This window comes from Bacillus sp. PK6-026 (genome assembly GCF_054161455.1).
In genome coordinates this window covers 2,553,116-2,572,360 of the sequence record NZ_CP096418.1, presented here as the reverse complement: position 1 = coordinate 2,572,360, position 19,245 = coordinate 2,553,116, and the positions used below count along the sequence as shown (strand labels likewise).

Below are 19,245 nucleotides of genomic sequence, written 5' to 3'. Positions count from 1 at the left end.
TGGTTAACCTGCTGCTTAAAAATGGGCGGCCCATGTGGATCTGAAAACAAAAGGAATTCTAGGAGATGAGATGACGATATGAAAACAAAAGTTGAGAAAATATATCCGTTATCAAACATGCAAAAAGGAATGCTGTTTCATGCCATGAAAGACGAAGCGTCACACGCATATTTTGAGCAGTTCATCATTGAATTAAAAGGTGATGTGGATGAGCGGATGTTTGAAGAAAGCCTAAATGAAGTCATGAAAAGGCATGAGATCCTAAGAGCATCATTTCATCACAGATTGGATGAGCCGCTGCACGTCATTATCAAAGATCGGCACATGAAGTTTGACTATCTTGATATACGAGGCCGGCATGATCAAGACGGCGTTTTGGAGAGATATTTGGCAGAAGATAGACAAAAGGGTTTTGACTTAGCCAAAGATACGTTGATGAGAGCTTGTCTCATCAGAACGTCTGACGATTCGTATCAATTTGTCTGGACGTATCATCACATTTTGCTTGACGGATGGTGCCTTGGCATCATCCTGGATGAGCTGTTGACGATATATGAAATGAAGCGGAAAGGCCAACATCATCAATTGGAAGACCCGAGGCCGTACAGCGATTATATCAAATGGCTGGAGGATCAGGATAAAAAAGAAGCTCAGAGCTATTGGGAGAGCTATTTGAGCGGCTATGATCAAAAAAATTCACTTCCAAAGCTCCGCACACCTTCTGAGACGGGTTTTAAAAGAAGAGAAAAAACAATTGTATGTTCCAAAGAATTGACAAATCGCCTGATCAAATTGGCCAACCAGAATCATGTAACGATCAATACCGTGCTGCAAAGCATTTGGGGCGTGATTTTGGCGAAATACAACAACAGCGAGGATGTGGTGTTCGGAACCGTTGTTTCCGGCAGAGATGCCGAAGTGGAAGGTATAGAAACAATGGTCGGCGTCTTCATCAACACCATCCCGACCAGAATCAGGCTGGGCAAAGACAAGCTTTTTAAAGATGTTCTGCGCCAAACCCAAGCCGACGCTTTAGAAAGCAGCCGCTACAATTACATGAATTTAGCGGAGGTTCAAGCGCTAAGCGAGTTGAAAAATGATTTGATCGACCATGTCATGGTCTTTGAAAACTATGCCGTTGACCAAAAAGCGTTTGAAGAAAAAAATGATGTAGGTTTTGAAATGGTGAATGTCAGCGGGGAAGAACAGACCAATTATCATTTCAGCATTTCCGCGGCTCTTGACGATCAATTAAAGCTGCTCTTCATCTATGATGAAAATGTATATGACGACACCATCATCGAAACATTAGAAAAGCATATCATCACCGTCGCAGAACAAGTGGCGGAAGATGAGGCACAAACATTACAAGACATCAACCTTGTGTCAAAAGAAGAACAACAGAGGATTTTAGACACATTCAACGATACAAAAACGGATTATCCGAAAGACAAGCCGCTTCATGAGCTCTTTGAGGAACAGGCCATGAAGACGCCTGACCAGACGGCTCTTGTGTTCGGTGCTCAGCGCATGACCTATAGAGAGCTGAATAAGAAAGCAAACCAAACCGCGAGACTCCTCAGGGAAAAGGGTATCGGCAGAGGCTCGGTTGCGGCGATCATCGCGGACCGCTCCTTTGAAATGATCATCGGCATCATCGGGATTTTAAAAGCGGGCGGCGCATACCTGCCAATCGACCCTGAAACGCCTAAAGACAGAATGGCCTTCATGCTCGAAGACACAAAAGCCGCGGTACTGCTTACACAAGGAAAAGCGGCAGACGGAATCGATTGTGAGGCTGACATCGTTCATCTGGACAAAGGGGCTTCAGACGGATTCAGTAAAGAACCGCTCAGTTCTGTCAATGATTCCGGCGATACCGCCTATATCATCTACACATCAGGATCTACGGGAATGCCAAAAGGCGTCGTCACCCCGCATTACAGTGCGGCAAGAGTCGTTAAAAACACCAATTATATCGACATCACTGAAGATGACGCCATTCTCCAGCTGTCCAACTATTCGTTTGACGGATCGGTGTTCGACATCTTCGGCGCTCTCTTAAACGGAGCCTCACTCGTCCTGATCGAAAAAGAGACAGTCTTGAATACACATGAGCTGGCCGAAGTGATTGAGAAAGAACGAGTCAGCGTGATGTTCATTACGACAGCGCTGTTCAATACGCTCGCCGACATCAATATCGGCTGCCTTGCCAAGCTGCGGAAAATCCTTTTCGGCGGGGAAAGAGCGTCGATACCGCATGTGAGAAAAGTGTTGGATCATGCCGGCCGGGATAAATTGATTCATGTTTACGGCCCGACGGAAAGCACGGTATATGCGACATATTATTTCATCAATGAAATAGATGAAAAAGCCGATACAATCCCGATCGGCAGCCCGCTGGCGAATACGTCGGTCTTGATCATGGATGAAGCCGACAAGCTCGTGCCGATCGGGGTTCCCGGAGAGCTGTGCATCGCAGGCGATGGTTTAAGCAAAGGATATTTAAACCGCGAGGAACTGACGGCGGAAAAATTCATCCCGCATCCGTTTATGCCGGGAGAAAGGCTGTACAAGACGGGCGATTTAGCGAAATGGCTGCCTGATGGCAACATCGAATTCATCGGCCGAATCGACCATCAGGTGAAAATCCGCGGCTTCAGGATCGAACTCGGCGAAATCGAAAGCCGGCTGGAGATGCATGAAGACATCAACGAGACGATCGTTACCGTCAGAGAAGACGGAGAGAACCGCCCGTACATTTGCGCCTATATCACGGCAAAGCGTGAGATTTCCCTTGATGAGCTGAAAGGGTTTTTAGGTGAAAAGCTTCCGGATTATATGATTCCCGCCTATTTCGTGAACATGGACAAGCTGCCGCTCACCAAAAACGGGAAAGTGGACAGAAAAGCCCTGCCTGAGCCGGACAGAACGATGGGAGCGGAAAGTGAGTATGAGGCGCCGCGAAATGAAACGGAAGAAAAGCTGGCAGCAATTTGGCGTGATATTTTAAAGGTGGAAAAGACCGGTATCAACGATCATTTCTTCGAGCTGGGGGGACATTCTCTCAAAGCGGCCGCGATGGCGGCAAGAATCCGAAAGGAGCTCAAAGCGGAAATCCCTCTTGGGCAAATCTTTAAAACACCGACAATCAAAGGATTGGGAGAATATATCAGATCGACAAAAGATAGTGTTGATTCATCTATTAAAAAAGTGGAAGAAAAAGAATACTATCGTCTTTCATCCGCGCAAAAAAGACTGTACATTCTAGGTCAAATCGAAGGGAGCGGATTGTCCTACAACATCCCTTTTACCATGAAAGTCAAGGGTTCCTTCGATATACGCCGGTTTGAGAACGCATTGCAAATTGTCATTCAAAGACATGAAGCGCTTAGAACGTCCTTCTTGATGGCGGATGGAGAGCCAGTTCAAAAGATTGAAAAAGAAGTAGATTTCAGTATCAAATCCAGCGAAATAGAGTCTCTATCCATTCAAGAGATCATCAAACAATTTGTCAGACCGTTTGATTTGAAAAAGGCCCCGCTTTTTAGAACAGAGGTGGTCAAGGTTGACGACGAGGAACATATCATTCTGTTTGATATGCACCATATCATTTCAGACGGCGCATCGATGGGGGTTTTGACAAAAGAAATTTGCGATTTGTACGGCGGAAAAGAACTGGAGCCGCTCAGCCTCCAATATAAAGACTATTCAGAATGGCAAAGGGCTTTTTATCAAAAAGATGAGATGAAAAGGCAAAAAGAGTACTGGCTCAATATTTTCAAAGGCGAGATTCCAGTCCTCAACATGCCGACGGATTACCCGAGGCCGCAAATGCACAGTGTTGAAGGCGATAGAATCGGTTTTGCAATCGACGGCGAATTGACGAAGAAGCTCAAGCGGATCGCCAAAAACAACGGAGCGACCATGTATATGCTTCTTCTGGCGGCGTATACGGTTTTGCTTAGAACATATAGCGGACAGGAAGATTTGATTATCGGAACGCCGATTCAAGGAAGAAAACATCACGAGCTGAAACATGTAATCGGAATGTTTGTCAATACGCTGGCGATGAGAAATCATCCGAAGGGCGACAAGACATTCGCTGAATTTTTGCAAGATGTAAAAGAGACGGCGCTGAAGGCGTATGAAAACCAAGATTATCAATTTGACGATCTTGTCGAACAGCTTGACCTTGAACGCGACATGAGCAGAAATCCGCTGTTTGATACGATGTTTGTCCTGCAAAACTTGGAAAAAGCGGATGCTGAAATAGAAGGGCTCACATTTGAACCGTTTGAAAGCGACATCCATATTTCAAAATTTGACCTCACTTTATCGGCAATCGAAAAAGACTCGAAGATCGAATTTGATTTGGAATACTGTACAAAGCTGTTTAAAAGAGAAACGGTCGAAAGGATGGCGGCGCATTTCGTCCGTGCTTTAGAGGATATTTCCAATCGGCCGGACAAGCGGCTTGATCAAATAGAGGCCATGTCAGAAGACGAAAAAAACACATTGTTATACCGGTTTAATGATACGAAAACTGATGCTCCAACAGACAAAACCATTTGCCGGCTGTTTGCGGAGCGGGCGGAGACATCGCCTGACCAAACCGCGGTCGTGTTTGAAGATCAAAAGCTGACATATCGACAATTGCATGAGAGGTCAAATCAGCTGGCCCGGTTTTTAAGAGACAAAGGGGTTAAACCGGACACAGCCGTCGGCATCATGGTGGACCGCTCTCCCGAGATGATCATCGGCCTTCTGGGAATTTTGAAGGCCGGAGGCGCGTACCTGCCGCTTGATCCGGCATATCCTGAAGACAGGATCAAATACATCCTAGGCGACAGCCAAACAAAGTTTCTTCTGTCGGAAGAGGCGCTCATCAAAAAACGGTCCTTTATCAAAGAGGCTGGCATGATCAACATTGATATTCACGACAAACAAATTGCCGCACTGGATGCGGCTCAATTGGAGACTGTCAGCCATAGTGGGGATTTGGCTTACATCATCTATACTTCAGGGTCCACAGGAAAACCGAAGGGCGTCTTAATCGAACAAAAAGGGCTGAGCAATCTTGTTTCAGCAGTTGTCAAATTGATGCATTTAAACACGGACAGCAGAGTGATTCAATTTGCTTCACTATCATTTGATGCGTCAGCATTTGAAATCTTTCCGGCGCTGGCAGCCGGGGCGGCTTTAGTGTTGGGACGGCAGGAGGAAATGATGCCGGGGCAGCCGTTAACAAGCTTTCTAAGACAGTATGACATCACTCATGCGACTTTGCCGCCGACCGTTCTGAATGTGTTGGATGAATTCAGATTGGAAAACCTCAAAGTGATCGTTTCCGCGGGCTCTGCCTGCACTGAAGAACTCGCAAAAAGGTGGTTCGGAAATCGGCTGTTTATCAATGCCTACGGACCGACGGAAACGACGGTCTGTGCAACGGCGGGGGTTTACGGAGGATCCGGTCGTCCTCATATCGGCAGTCCGATTGACAATACAAACGTATATGTATTGGATCAAAACCAGAAGCCTGTGCCGACAGGCGTTGTTGGAGAGCTTTGCGTCGGCGGAATCAGTCTTGCACGCGGGTATTTAAACCGGCCGGAACTGACAGCCGAAAAGTTTATTTCACATCCGTTTGTATCAGGGGAAAGATTGTACCGGACGGGTGATCTGGCCAGATGGCTGCCCGGTGGACATCTCGAGTTTTTAGGAAGAATAGACCATCAGGTGAAAATACGCGGATACCGGATTGAACTGGGAGAAATCGAGAATCAATTGCTCAAGCTTGACAAAATCGACGAAGCGGCGGTTATAGCCAGGAAGGACGATGACAACAGCGATTATTTGTGCGCTTATATCGTCTCCAAAGAAGACTGGACATCAACCGAGCTCAGTGAATGGCTCGAAAAAGAGCTCCCTCACTATATGATTCCGGCTTATTTTGTCAGACTGGATAAGCTGCCGCTCACCGCAAACGATAAAGTCGATCGAAAAGCCCTCCCTGCACCTGACAGACATGTCGCAACAGGAGCGGAATACGAAGCACCGCGGGATGACACAGAAGCTAAGCTCGTTGACATCTGGAGGGATGTTCTCGGTGCCGGAGACATCGGTATCAGCCATCACTTCTTTGCAGCAGGAGGAGATTCGATCAAGGCGTTGCAAATTGTCTCAAGGCTGTCCAGGCTTGGCCTGAAGCTTGAAATGAAGGATCTGTTCGCCAATCCGAGAATCAAGGATCTTTCCAAGTATGTTAAAAAACAATCACAGAGGCAAAATGCCAATACAATCGTCACGGGACATGCAGAACTCACTCCGATCCAAAAATGGTATTTTACTAATAACAAAGAAGAGCTGGATCACTTTAACCAGTCATTTGTGCTCTTCAGAAAGGGCGGATTTGACGAAAGCTGTGTTAAAAAGACTTTCAATAAAATAATGGAGCAGCACGACGCGTTAAGGATGATCTATGAGGAAAAAGGCGGGGACTTCATTCAGTACAACAGAAGCTTTCAGGAAGACCTGTTCGACCTGGATGTTTATGATGTAAGAGGGCTTGATCGTCAAGCGGAAAAGGTGTATGAGCTGGCGACAAGCATTCAAAAACAAACATCGATCAGAAAAGGAAAACTTGTTCATCTCGGCATCTTCCGGGCTGATGAGGGCGACCACCTGCTCATTGTAATCCATCACCTTGTCGTCGACGGTGTATCGTGGAGAATACTGTTTGAGGACTTCGAAACATTGTACAGTCAGGCATTAAAGGGGCAAACGCTCGAGATCGGCTACAAAACGGATTCCTATCAAGAATTCGCCCGCAGGTTAAAAGCATACGCCCGCAGCCGAACCTTATTGAAGGAAGCCAAGTATTGGCGGAACGTTGCCAAGGCACGTGTCCGGTTTATTCCGCCAAAGAACATATTAAAGGAAGATGTATACGAAAACAGCACGACGTTGAGCATCAAGCTCGGCAAAGAGGCAACAGCGGACCTTTTGCGAAACACGAACAGAGCCTACAACACCGAAATCAACGATATTTTGTTAACGGCATTACTAACCGGAGCAAAGGACATCACAGGGGAAAACAAACTGAAGGTCATGATGGAAGGCCACGGCAGGGAAGATATTTTAGAAGGCGTTGACATCACGAGAACAATCGGCTGGTTTACGACGATGTATCCGGTGCTTCTTGATGCAGGAGAAGAAAAAGCCCTCTCCCAACATATCAAAATGGTCAAAGAAACGTTGAGAAAAATACCGAATAAAGGAATCGGCTACGGGCTCTTAAAGTATATGGCCGAAGACCCGGATTTTATCAACGAAGAAAAGGCCCGGATTTCATTTAACTATTTAGGCGAGATCGATGCCGACATGAATCGCGGCGAATTTTCCGGCTCAAGCTTCTCCGAAGGGGAAAGCATCGGCGGAAAAATCGCGAGAAGTCATTCTATCGAAATCAACGCCATCGTGATTCATCATGAGCTGGTGATTCATACAACCTTTAATCAAATGGAATACGAAAAAGATACGATCAGCCGGCTGAATCATCAATTAAAAGAACGCCTGGAACAAATCATTAAGCACTGCACGCAACAGACGGAAAGCGAAAGAACGCCGTCCGACTATGGAGATACAAATATCAGTTTAGACGAACTTGAAGAAATCAAAGGAAGATACAGAGGCGTCATTGAAAAAATCTATCCGCTTGCCAACATGCAAAAAGGTATGCTGTTCCATGCCATCGAGGATCATACCTCAGATGCATATTTTCAGCAGACGATTATGGATATTGAAGGATATGTCGATCCGGCGATTCTTGAGGCAAGCTTTAATGACATCATGAAACGGCATGAAATCTTAAGGGCCTCTTATGAATATGAAATTGTTGAAGAACCGAGGCAGATCATCATCGAAAACCGCAGCATCGATTTCACCTATTTCAATATCGCGAAAAGCTCCGCACAGCAACAGGAAATGTTCATTGAGAGATTGATCAATGAAGATCGAAAAAAAGGCTTTGATTTAAGCAGAGATGTGTTAATGAGGGTTTACTTGCTGAAAACGGCGGAGCGCTCGTACCGGCTTGTCTGGAGCCATCACCATATTTTACTCGATGGCTGGTGCCTTGGCATCATCATGCGTGAGCTGTTTGTCATCTACGAAAACCGGATGAACGGCAAAGCCAGTCCATTAAAGGAGACGAAGCCGTACAGCGATTATATTAAGTGGCTTGAAAGACAGGATCAGGAAGAGGGCCGTCAATATTGGCGCGAATATTTAAAAGGGTATGAGGAACAGGCACAGCTGCCTACATTAACAAAACGCAAAAAAAGCAGCCTGTATGACCGCCGGGAGAAGGTCATCCATTTGTCAAAACAGCTGACAAAACAATTGAAGGCGCTCGCTGCTAAAAACAGCGTTACGCTTCATACGGTGATTCAAACGATTTGGGGCTTGATGCTTACGAAATATAATAAGATCGATGATGTCGTGTTTGGAACGGTCGTATCGGGCAGGGAAGCAAACGTAGACGGAATCGAAGACATGATCGGTCTATTTATCAACACCATCCCGACAAGAATCAGATTCAATGAGCAGGCGCGTTTTAACGAATGTTTGCAAAAGGTTCAGGAAGATGCGATTCAAAGCAACCGCTACAACTATATGAATCTCGCTGAAGTCCAGGCTTTGAGCAGCTTAAAGAAAGATCTGATCGATCATATTCTCGTATTTGAGAACTATGAAACTGATGAACAGGACTTTGAAGAGAGTCAAATGAAGACAGGCTTTAAGGTGAATGAGATCAGCGCTGCGGAACAAAGCAATTACAGCTTTAGCATGTCGGTGACTCCTGGCGAAGAGCTCACCCTTGTTTTGACATATGACGGCAATGTCTATGACAGGGATATCATCAACAATATCGAAGGTCATATCAAAAGGGTCGCTGAGCAAGTGACGGCAAATGAGAACCGGAAAATCGCAGAGATTGACATGCTGGCGGAGGAAGAAAGAAAGACGCTTCTATATGAGTTCAACCGGACAAACGCAGATTATCCAAGGAATAAAACGATCCATCAATTATTTGAAGAACAGGCGGAACGGACGCCTGGGCATACTGCGGTCGTATTTGAAAAGGAGAAGCTCTCGTACAAAGCACTGAATGAAAGGTCAAATCAGCTGGCGGGACTGTTAAGGGAAAAAGGCGTAAAACCTGACATGATCGTCGGCGTTATGGCGGAGCGTTCTGTGGAGATGATTGTCGGAATGCTGGCGGTGCTGAAAGCCGGAGGCGCATACTTGCCGATCGATCCCGAATATCCGGAAGACCGGATCAGATACATGATCGAAGACAGCGGCATCAGCATCCTGCTGAAAAAGGCGGACAAACAGATTGACGTTGATCTCACCTGTATCGATATGAACGAAAAAGGGCTGACAAAAGACAAAGCCACAGAGAACTTAGAGCACACGAGCGGTTCTTCTGACATGGCTTATGTCATCTATACCTCAGGTTCGACCGGAAAGCCGAAGGGTGTCATGGTCAACCATCAATCAATTGTTAATACGCTTTATTGGAGGAAACAATCGTATGGCTACAGTACAGCCGATGCCACACTTCAAGTGCCGTCCTTTTCATTTGACAGTTCTGTTGAAGATATTTTCACGACGCTTATATCTGGGGCGAAGCTGGTTTTAATTAGAGATTTGCGGATGAATCCGCGTGAGATCATCGGTGCGTTGCGAACGCATAAAGCGACAAACTTGCTGGCCGTTCCGAGCTTTTATCTAAGCCTGCTCGACACGATTGAGCAGCCTTTAGAGGATTTAAGATTTATCACGGTCGCAGGGGAAGGCTTCAATGAAAGTCTGATCCGGCAGCATTTTGAAAAGCTGCCGAACGTCAAATTGTTTAATGAATACGGACCGACGGAAAACAGCGTTTGCTCAACGCGGGGCGAGCTGCAAAAGGATGACGAAAAAGTCGTCATCGGCCGGCCGATCAGCAATCACAAGGCTTATATTTTAAATCACAACCAGCAGCTGCTGCCGTTGGGCACACCCGGTGAACTTTGTCTGAGCGGGGAAGGCCTTGCCCGCGGATACTTAAACAGACCTGACCTCACGCTTGGAAAATTTGTTCCCAACCCGTTTGTTCCAGGAGAAAACATGTACAGGACGGGGGATCTCGCAAGATTTTTACCTGATGGCCAAATCGAATATTTAGGAAGAATCGACCACCAAGTCAAAATCCGCGGATTCAGAATCGAACTGAGCGAAATCGAAAACCAATTGCTGAAAATAGAAGGCATTGACGCGACGGCAGTTATGGCGCGGGAAGATCAAGCCGGCGGAAAATACCTATGCGCATATATCGTCGCGGACAAAACGGCTGGCGTTGCAGACGTCAGAAAATGCTTGTTAAAGGAACTGCCGGATTACATGGTGCCGTCATACTTTGTCAAGCTCGATCAATTGCCGCTTACGGCAAACGGCAAAATCGACAGAAAAGCGCTCCCTGAACCTAGCGGCACAATCAGTGAAGCGACGTACGAAGCACCGAGGAACCGCACAGAGGAAAAGCTTGTCTCAATCTGGGAGGACGTTTTAGGGATCGAAAACATCGGAATCAGCCACAATTTCTTTGAACTTGGCGGCCATTCCTTAAAAGCTGCGGCATTGACTGCAAAATTGCATAAAGAAATGAAGATTGAAGTCCCTTTAAGACAAATATTCGAAACACCAACAATCAAAGACATCGGTGATTTTATCGAATCCATGAAAGAAAGCCCTTATGCGTCCATCACACAAGCGGAAGAGAAAGAGTATTACGCATTGTCATCCGCACAAAGAAGGCTGTATATCCTTAATCAAATCGAACCAGGCGGCCTCTCTTACAACATGCCTTTCGCCATGAAAATTGCAGGAGATTTTGATGTCGACCGGTTCGAGGATGCTTTTCGGCAATTGATAGAAAGACATGAAGCCTTGAGGACGGCCTTTGTGATGGTTGACGGCGAACCTGTACAAAAAATCGAAAAAGAAGTCGATTTTAAAGTGAAGTACGGACGACTCGGACAGGACCGGCTGGAAGAAAAAATCAAAGCGTTCATCAAGCCGTTTGCTTTGGAAAAAGCGCCGCTTTTAAGAGTGGAAGTATTAAAAGCGAGTGGTGATGAACATGTACTGATGTTCGACATGCACCATATCATTTCAGACGGGGTATCCATGGCCATTTTCACAAGAGAACTGGCCGAGTTGTATGAGGGGAAAACATTGCAGCCGTTAACGATTCAGTACAAAGACTTTTCAGAATGGCAAAAACTTTTTTATCAAAAAGATGAGATTAAACGCCAGGAAGACTACTGGTTCAACGTTTTTCAAGGTGAAGTGCCGGTGCTGAATTTGCCGGCGGATGAAAAACGTCCGCAAAAGCGTTCGATTGAAGGAGATATCGTTCAGTTTGAAATAGACGGCGAAACGTCCGCCATGCTGAACAAACTGGCGAAAGAGAACGGCGCGACGATGTATATGTTGCTTTTGGCGGGATACACAACGCTCTTGGCGAAGTATACAGGCCAGGAGGATATCGTTGTCGGCTCACCGATCGCGGGAAGGCATCACAGCGATTTGAAACATGTCATCGGAGTGTTTATCAACACGCTGGCGATGAGGAACCATCCAAAAGGAGACATGCCATTTGTCGATTATTTAAAAGAGGTTAAAGAAACGGCGCTGAAAGCTTATGAAAATCAAGACTATCCATTTGATGAACTGGTTGAAAAACTTGATGTCAAACGGGATATGAGCAGACACCCGCTGTTTGATACCATGCTTGTTCTGCAAAACTTCGACGGCGATGAAGCGGACATCGATGGCTTGATATTCCAGCCACTCCAAACCGAGGTGAACATCTCAAAATTTGATTTGACTCTGACAGCCGCTGAGACAAATGAAGGCATTCAATGTGTTTTCAACTACAGTACAAAATTGTTTAAGCGGTCCACGATTGAAAGAATGGCGGGCCATTTGATCAATATTTTAAAGGAAGCGGCAAACGATCCGCAAATGCCGTTGAGCGACGTGAACATGCTGTCAGATGAAGAAATGCGAGTGCTTCGGGATCAGAATCAAGGACAACAAACAGATTACCCTAAAGATCAAACGGTTCATCAGCTGTTTGAGCATCAGGCTGGCAAATCGCCGGAGCAAACAGCGGTGGTCTTTGCGGATGAAAAGCTGACGTACAGGGAACTGAACGAAAAAGCAAATCAATTGGCAAGGCTTTTGAGAGACAAAGGAGCAAGCGCCGGTGCGCCTGTAGCGATCATGATTGAACCATCGCTTGAGATGATCATTTCCATGCTGGCGGTACTGAAAGCCGGAGCGGCTTACGTGCCGATCGAGTCGGAGCAATTGGCCAAACGGACGAATGAGATTTTAAGTGACAGCAGAGCTGCAATATTGCTTGTCAAAGGCTCTGTCAAAGAAAACGTCGCGTTCGCTGGAGAAATCGTCAATGTTGCCGACGGTTTGATTGATGCGAAGGCCGCGTCAAACCTGTCTACATCGGGTGCAGCCGATCAGAATGCATATATTATATACACATCAGGCTCCACCGGAAAGCCGAAAGGCGTATTTATCAGACACGGGAATGTGGTGAATTATACAGCATGGTTTATGAAGGAAGCGGGTCTTACAGAAAACGACAAAGCCATGCTTGTGTCTTCATATGCGTTCGATTTGGGCTATACGAGCATCTTTTCGGCGCTGTTAAGCGGAAGCGAACTGCATATCGCACGAAAAGAATGCTATACAAATGCGCACCGGGCTTTAAAGTATATCAAAGAAAACGGCATCACCTATATCAAACTGACGCCGTCTCTGTTTAACATTTTTGTCAATGATCCGGGCTTTTCCGCCGAAAAACCTTGCGCTTCTCTCAGGCTGGTCGTCTTGGGCGGGGAGATGATCAATACAAGGGATGTTGAGACATTTTACAACCAATATCCCGATCATGTAGTCATGAATCATTATGGCCCGACGGAAACGACAATCGGCTCAGTCTTTAAAGTAATCGACCCGGAACACCTCAATTCTTTCAAAGAATATCCGGTTATCGGCACTCCGATCCATAATACGAATGCATATGTGCTTGATGAAAATATGAAACTGCTTCCGGAAGGTGTGTACGGAGAGCTCTGCATCGCAGGCGCCGGAGTGACAGGCGGCTATGTAAACAAACCGGATATCACGAAAGAAAAATTCGTCGAAGATCCGTTTGCACCGCATACAAAAATGTACAGGACCGGGGACCTTGCCAGAAGGCTGAGCGATGGAAATATCGAACTTGCAGGACGGATGGACAGCCAAGTAAAGGTAAGGGGCTACAGAATAGAACCGGAAGAAATCAAAAACAGGCTGTTGGCTCATGATGATATCAAGGAAGCCTTTATTGCTGCAAGGGAAGACCATAAAGGTGCAAAACAGCTGTGCGCCTATTTCACAGCAAACGCCGAATTACCGTTCGAGGACATCAGGACGTATCTGATGCGCGAGCTTCCAGAATATATGATTCCGTCTTCATTTGTCCAAATTGAGAAGATGCCGCTTTCAGCCAACGGAAAGATCGATACAACCGCATTGCCTGAACCGCAGCCGGGAAAAGAGACGAAATACGAACCGCCGCGGAACGAGACGGAAGAAAAGCTTGTTCAAATATGGGAAGATGTGCTTGGCATTGACAAGATCGGGATCACTCATCACTTTTTTGCAGCAGGCGGCGATTCCATCAAAGCGCTGCAAATGATCTCAAGATTATCAAGAGAAGGCCTGTCGCTAGAAATGAAAGATCTGTTTGCAAATCCGCAAATCAAGTCTTTGAGCCGATATGTCAAGGCCGAAACCGACAAATCAGCATCATATGAAACGGTAGAGGGCGAGGTTCTCTTGACTCCGATTCAACAAGAGTATTTCTCGTTGAACAAAACGGACAGGAACCATTACAACCATGCGGTTATACTTTATAGGAAAAACGGATTCGACGAGAGCATCGTCAAACGTGTATTCAGAGAAATCATCCAACATCACGATGCACTCCGGACGGTGTTTAGAGAAGAAGGCGGAAAGATCATTCAGTACAACCGGGGACCGGGCAAAAAGCTGTTTGACCTATTTGTCTATGATGTCTCGAGCGAAAACGACCAGCCTCAGAAAGTGTACCAATTGGCAACGGAGCTTCAGCAAAGCATCGATATTAAAACCGGCCCTCTGGTTAAACTGGCGCTCTTCAAAACGAATAATGGGGATCACCTGCTGATCATCATCCATCACCTTGTGGTCGACGGTATCTCCTGGAGAATATTATTTGAAGATTTGGCGCTGGGGTACAGTCAGTTATCAAATGGGGAAAAAGTCGAGTTCTATCCAAAAACAGCTTCCTACCAGGAATATGCACATCACATCACGGAATATTCAAAAACTGAAAAACTGCTTGGTGAAAAACAGTATTGGCTGAAGGCCGTTTGTGAAGACGTCAAATTCCTGGAAATGAATGAAGATGCAGGTGTCTTCAAAGTTGAGGACAGCAAAACATTCAGCACGGAACTCGAAAAAGAGGAGACAGCGCGGCTTTTAAGAGAAACAAACCAAGCTTACCGTACCGAAATCAACGATCTTCTGATCGCTGCGCTTCTGGTGGCGGCAAGAGATATGACCGGGCAAAATAAATTAAGAATCACGCTGGAGGGGCATGGAAGAGAACAGGTGGCAGATGGCATCGATATCAGCAGAACGGTCGGCTGGTTTACCTCGAAGTACCCGGTATTCATCGATTTGGGACAAGAAACAGACATGTCCAGAACGATTAAAATAGTGAAAGAGCACTTGCGAAACGTGCCGAACAAAGGCATCGGCTACGGAATTTTAAAGTATCTCACCCGGGACAGTGAGATCGCAAAAGGCGCAACATCACCAATCTTGTTCAATTACCTGGGACAGCTTGATGAAGACATCAACAGCGGAGAATTTTCTTCATCACACCTGTCGCCGGGAGAAGCAGCCGGAAAGGGCATCACTAGAGAACATCCACTCGAAATCAATGCGGTGGTCTTCAGGGGACAACTGGCCATTCAAACGACCTATAACACAAGAGCATACAGTGAAGACGTCGTCAGAACTTTTGCTCAAAAATATAAAGAAGCCTTGAAAGCGGTCATTCGCCACTGCGCGGAACGAGAAGAGACGGAAAAAACGCCGTCCGATTACGGAGACAAAGGCATCAGCTTAGATCAGCTTGAGGAAATCAAACTGAAATATAAAGGGATGGAAATCGAAAAAATCTATCCGCTTGCCAACATGCAAAGGGGCATGCTGTTCCACGCACTCGAAGACAAGGAATCACAGGCGTACTTTGAACAAATGGCCATCGATATGAAAGGATTGATCGATGAGCGTCTGTTTGCAGAAACGTTCAATGACATCATGGAAAGACACGAGATTCTAAGGGCCTCGATCGAGTATGAAATAACGGATGAACCAAGAAATGTGATCATCAAGGACAGAAAGATCAATCTTGACTATCATGACTTGCGAAAGCAGAGTCCGGCGGAACGGGAGCAAGTGATTCAAACGTATCGCAAAGCAGATCGGGAGAAAGGTTTTTGCTTAAACAGCGAACCATTGATCAGAGCCGCGCTAATGAGAACCGAGGATGACAGTTATACGTTCATATGGACAAACCACCATATTCTGCTTGACGGCTGGTCCCGGGGAATCATTATGGGAGAGCTGTTCCAAATGTATCATATGAAAGAAGGCGGGCAAAAACACCGGCTTGAAGAGGCAAGACCGTACAGCGATTATATCGGGTGGCTAGAGCAACAGGATAAAGAAGCTCCAAAAGCGTACTGGAGAAACTATTTATCAGGCTTTACCGAAAAATCGCCGATTTCGGTTTTGGCGAGTTCTTCCGGACATGCGAAATATAAGAGAAAAGAGGCCGTCATAGAATTCCCGCAACAATTAACCGGCCGGATCACAGAGCTTGCCAGCCGTAACAATGTCACCCTCCATACTGTTTTACAATGCATTTGGGGAATGCTTTTGGCAAGGTACAATCAAACGGATGATGTCGTATTCGGTACAGTCATTTCCGGCAGGGATGCACAAGTAGCCGGAATCGAAAAAATGGTCGGATTATTCATCAACACTGTACCGACGAGAATTAGACTGGAAAAAAGCCAAAGCTTTAAGGAACTCATCAAAAGCGTTCAGGAACAGGCTTTGGAAGGCAGGACATATCATGACATGAATCTGTCGGAAGTACAGTCGCTCAGTGAATTAAAAAGAGAGCTGCTGGATCATATCCTGATTTTCGAAAATTACGCGGTTGATCAGAGTGCATTTGAGACAAGCGGTAAACGCGGTGCTGGTTTTATCTTTGAAGAAATTCACGCCGAAGAACAAACAAATTACGGATTTAATATTGTGGCCGTCCCGGGCGAACGTTTGGTCATCAAATTGACTTATGACGGAAATATCTATCATGACCACATCATCGCCGGTATCAAAGGACACCTTCAACAAGTGATGGAACAGGTCGTCCAAAATGAAGATCAGTCATTAAACGACATCACAGTCCTTTCGGAAGCTGAAAGAAACAGGCTGTTGTACGAATGGAATGACACGAAAGCGGAATATCCGAATCAGACGATTCACCGGCTGTTTGAGGAACAAGCCGAAAAAACCCCTGAGCTTGCTGCGGTTGTCTCAGGAAATGACAAACTGACGTACCGTGAGCTCAATGAAAAATCAAATCAGCTTGCCAGATACCTCAGGGACAAAGGAGTCAAAGAGGATACGATTGTCGCCATCATGGCAGAACGCTCACCGGAAATGGTGGTCGGAATCATGGGCATTTTGAAAGCCGGAGGAGCCTATTTGCCGATTGATCCCGATTATCCGGAAGAAAGGATCAAGTATATGCTTGAAGACAGCGGAGCGGCCATCATCCTTGTGGATCACAAGCAGGACTTGGGCACACTTCATCAGGAAGCCGTCGAATTAACCGGAGATTTCAGCAGTTATCCGGCTGACAATCTGGAACTGGCGGGTAACACCGACAGCCTTGCATATATCATCTACACGTCAGGATCCACAGGAAAACCAAAAGGGGTCATGATCAGGCAAAGAGGGCTGGTTAACTATATTACCTGGGCTGCCCGTGTATATGTCCAAGGCGAACAGCTTGATTTTGCCCTCTACTCATCCATTGCCTTTGATTTAACGGTGACATCGATATTTACGCCATTAATCTCAGGCAACCGGGTGATTGTGTATCAGCATAGCAGGGACGGGGAACCGCTGATTCGAAAAGTGTTCAGAGACCAAAAAGCCGGGATTGTCAAATTAACCCCGTCTCATTTAAGCCTTGTCAAAGACATGGGTGCCAGCGGATCAAGCATCAAACGCCTGATCGTCGGCGGAGAAGATTTAAAAACGGAACTGGCCAAAGAAATCACGGAGAGATTTCATCACAACATTGAAATCTACAATGAATACGGTCCGACCGAAACGGTTGTCGGCTGCATGATCTATCAATATGATGCCGGACGGGACCGGCAAGTTTCTGTCCCGATCGGCAAGCCGGCCTCCAATGTCCAGCTCTATATTCTGGATGAGCGTCAGGAAGTACAGCCGGTCGGAATTGCCGGAGAGCTGTATATCAGCGGAGACGGAGTCGCAAAAGGCTATTTGAACAAACCGGAACTGACGTCTGAAAAATTCCTGCCAAATCCGTTTTTACCGGGTGAAAGAATGTATCGAACAGGAGATCTTGCAAGGATGAGGCCGGATGGACATATTGAGTATCTGGGCCGGATCGATCACCAAGTCAAGATTCGGGGCTACCGCATCGAACTTGGCGAAATCGAGCATCAATTGTTAAGGCACAGCGATATAAAAGAAGCGGCGGTTGCCGCCAAAACAGATCAAAGCAACGATCAAGTTCTTTGCGCATACGTCGTTTCCGAAAGAGACATCACACAGGAAGACATCAAAGCGTTTTTGGTGAAGGAGCTTCCGGAATATATGGTGCCGTCCTATTTGCTGAAGCTTGATGAGCTGCCGCTGACACCAAACGGAAAAGTCGACTTGAAGGCCCTTCCAGAGCCAGATCGAAGCGCGGGCGCTTTACTGGAATATGAGCCTCCAAGACATGAGTTGGAAGAAAAAATGGCCGCCATTTGGGAAGACATCCTGAATATCGAACTGATTGGCATCAACGCCAACATATTCGATATCGGAGCGAATTCTTTAAACATCATGTCATTTGTCTCTAGGCTATATGCAGAGCTTGGCTTCAGAGTTCCGTTTAAGGACATTTTCTCCAAGCCGACCATTAAAGAGCTGTCTGATTTTCTGAAGCATGCACAAGACCTGCTGAAAGACTACACAGATGATTGCATGCAGCTGACCAGGGCGGAAGAAGGCGGCAAAAACCTGTTCTGCTTCCCGCCGGCCGCGTCGATGGGCATTGCCTACATGGGCTTGGCCAAGTATCTAAAGCAGCATTCGGTGTACAGCTTCAACTTCATTCCATCCGCAAACAGGGTTCGAAAATACGCGGATATCATTAAAAACATTCAAGGTGAAGGGCCGTACACATTAATCGGCTATTCATCCGGCGGAATCCTGGCATTTGATGTGGCGAAAGAATTGAACCGGCAAGGATATGAAGTCGAAGATTTGATCATCATCGATTCAAAATATCGGACAAAAGCCGAGAAACATCAGTTCACAGAGGAGGAATACAGAGAAGAGATATCCAAAACATTTGAACTTGAGAAATACCGCGATGCAGAGAAATTATTGAGCGACTATTTAGTGGACTTGGTGATGAAGTCTTATGTATATATACAAAACACAGTCACAACCGGCGCAATTGACGGACATATCAGCTATATCAAGTCAAGCGACAATCAGCGGGATGAAAATATGATGATGTGGGAAAAAGCGGCGTCCAAAACCTTTACAGTCGTTCAAGGAGCCGGAACCCATATGCAAATGATCTCCAAGTCCCATCCCGACATTCTTGAAAGAAATGCAAGATTGATCCATGATATCATCAATAAGACTGTCAAAATATGAACAAAACGGCATCCTTTTCAGGGTGCCTTTTGTTTGCCTTATCAACTCTCTGTTATAATGAAAGGCAAAGAAAAGAGAGGAAATATT

The 19,245-nt window shown here is 46.1% G+C and carries 1 protein-coding gene; it reads left to right on the top strand.

Annotation, left to right across the window (positions count from 1 at the left end):
* Positions 1-78: 78 nt before the first annotated feature.
* On the top strand, positions 79-19,158 hold the full coding sequence (bacC, locus tag M1D59_RS13095) for a bacitracin non-ribosomal peptide synthetase BacC (RefSeq protein WP_458117457.1): 19,080 nt from the start codon (positions 79-81) through the stop codon (positions 19,156-19,158).
* Positions 19,159-19,245 lie beyond the last annotated feature (87 nt).

What these genes read in the sequence shown, in the direction of transcription:
- bacC (WP_458117457.1), top strand. Translation starts at nt 79, where the DNA reads ATGAAAACAAAAGTTGAGAAAATATATCCGTTATCAAACATGCAAAAA.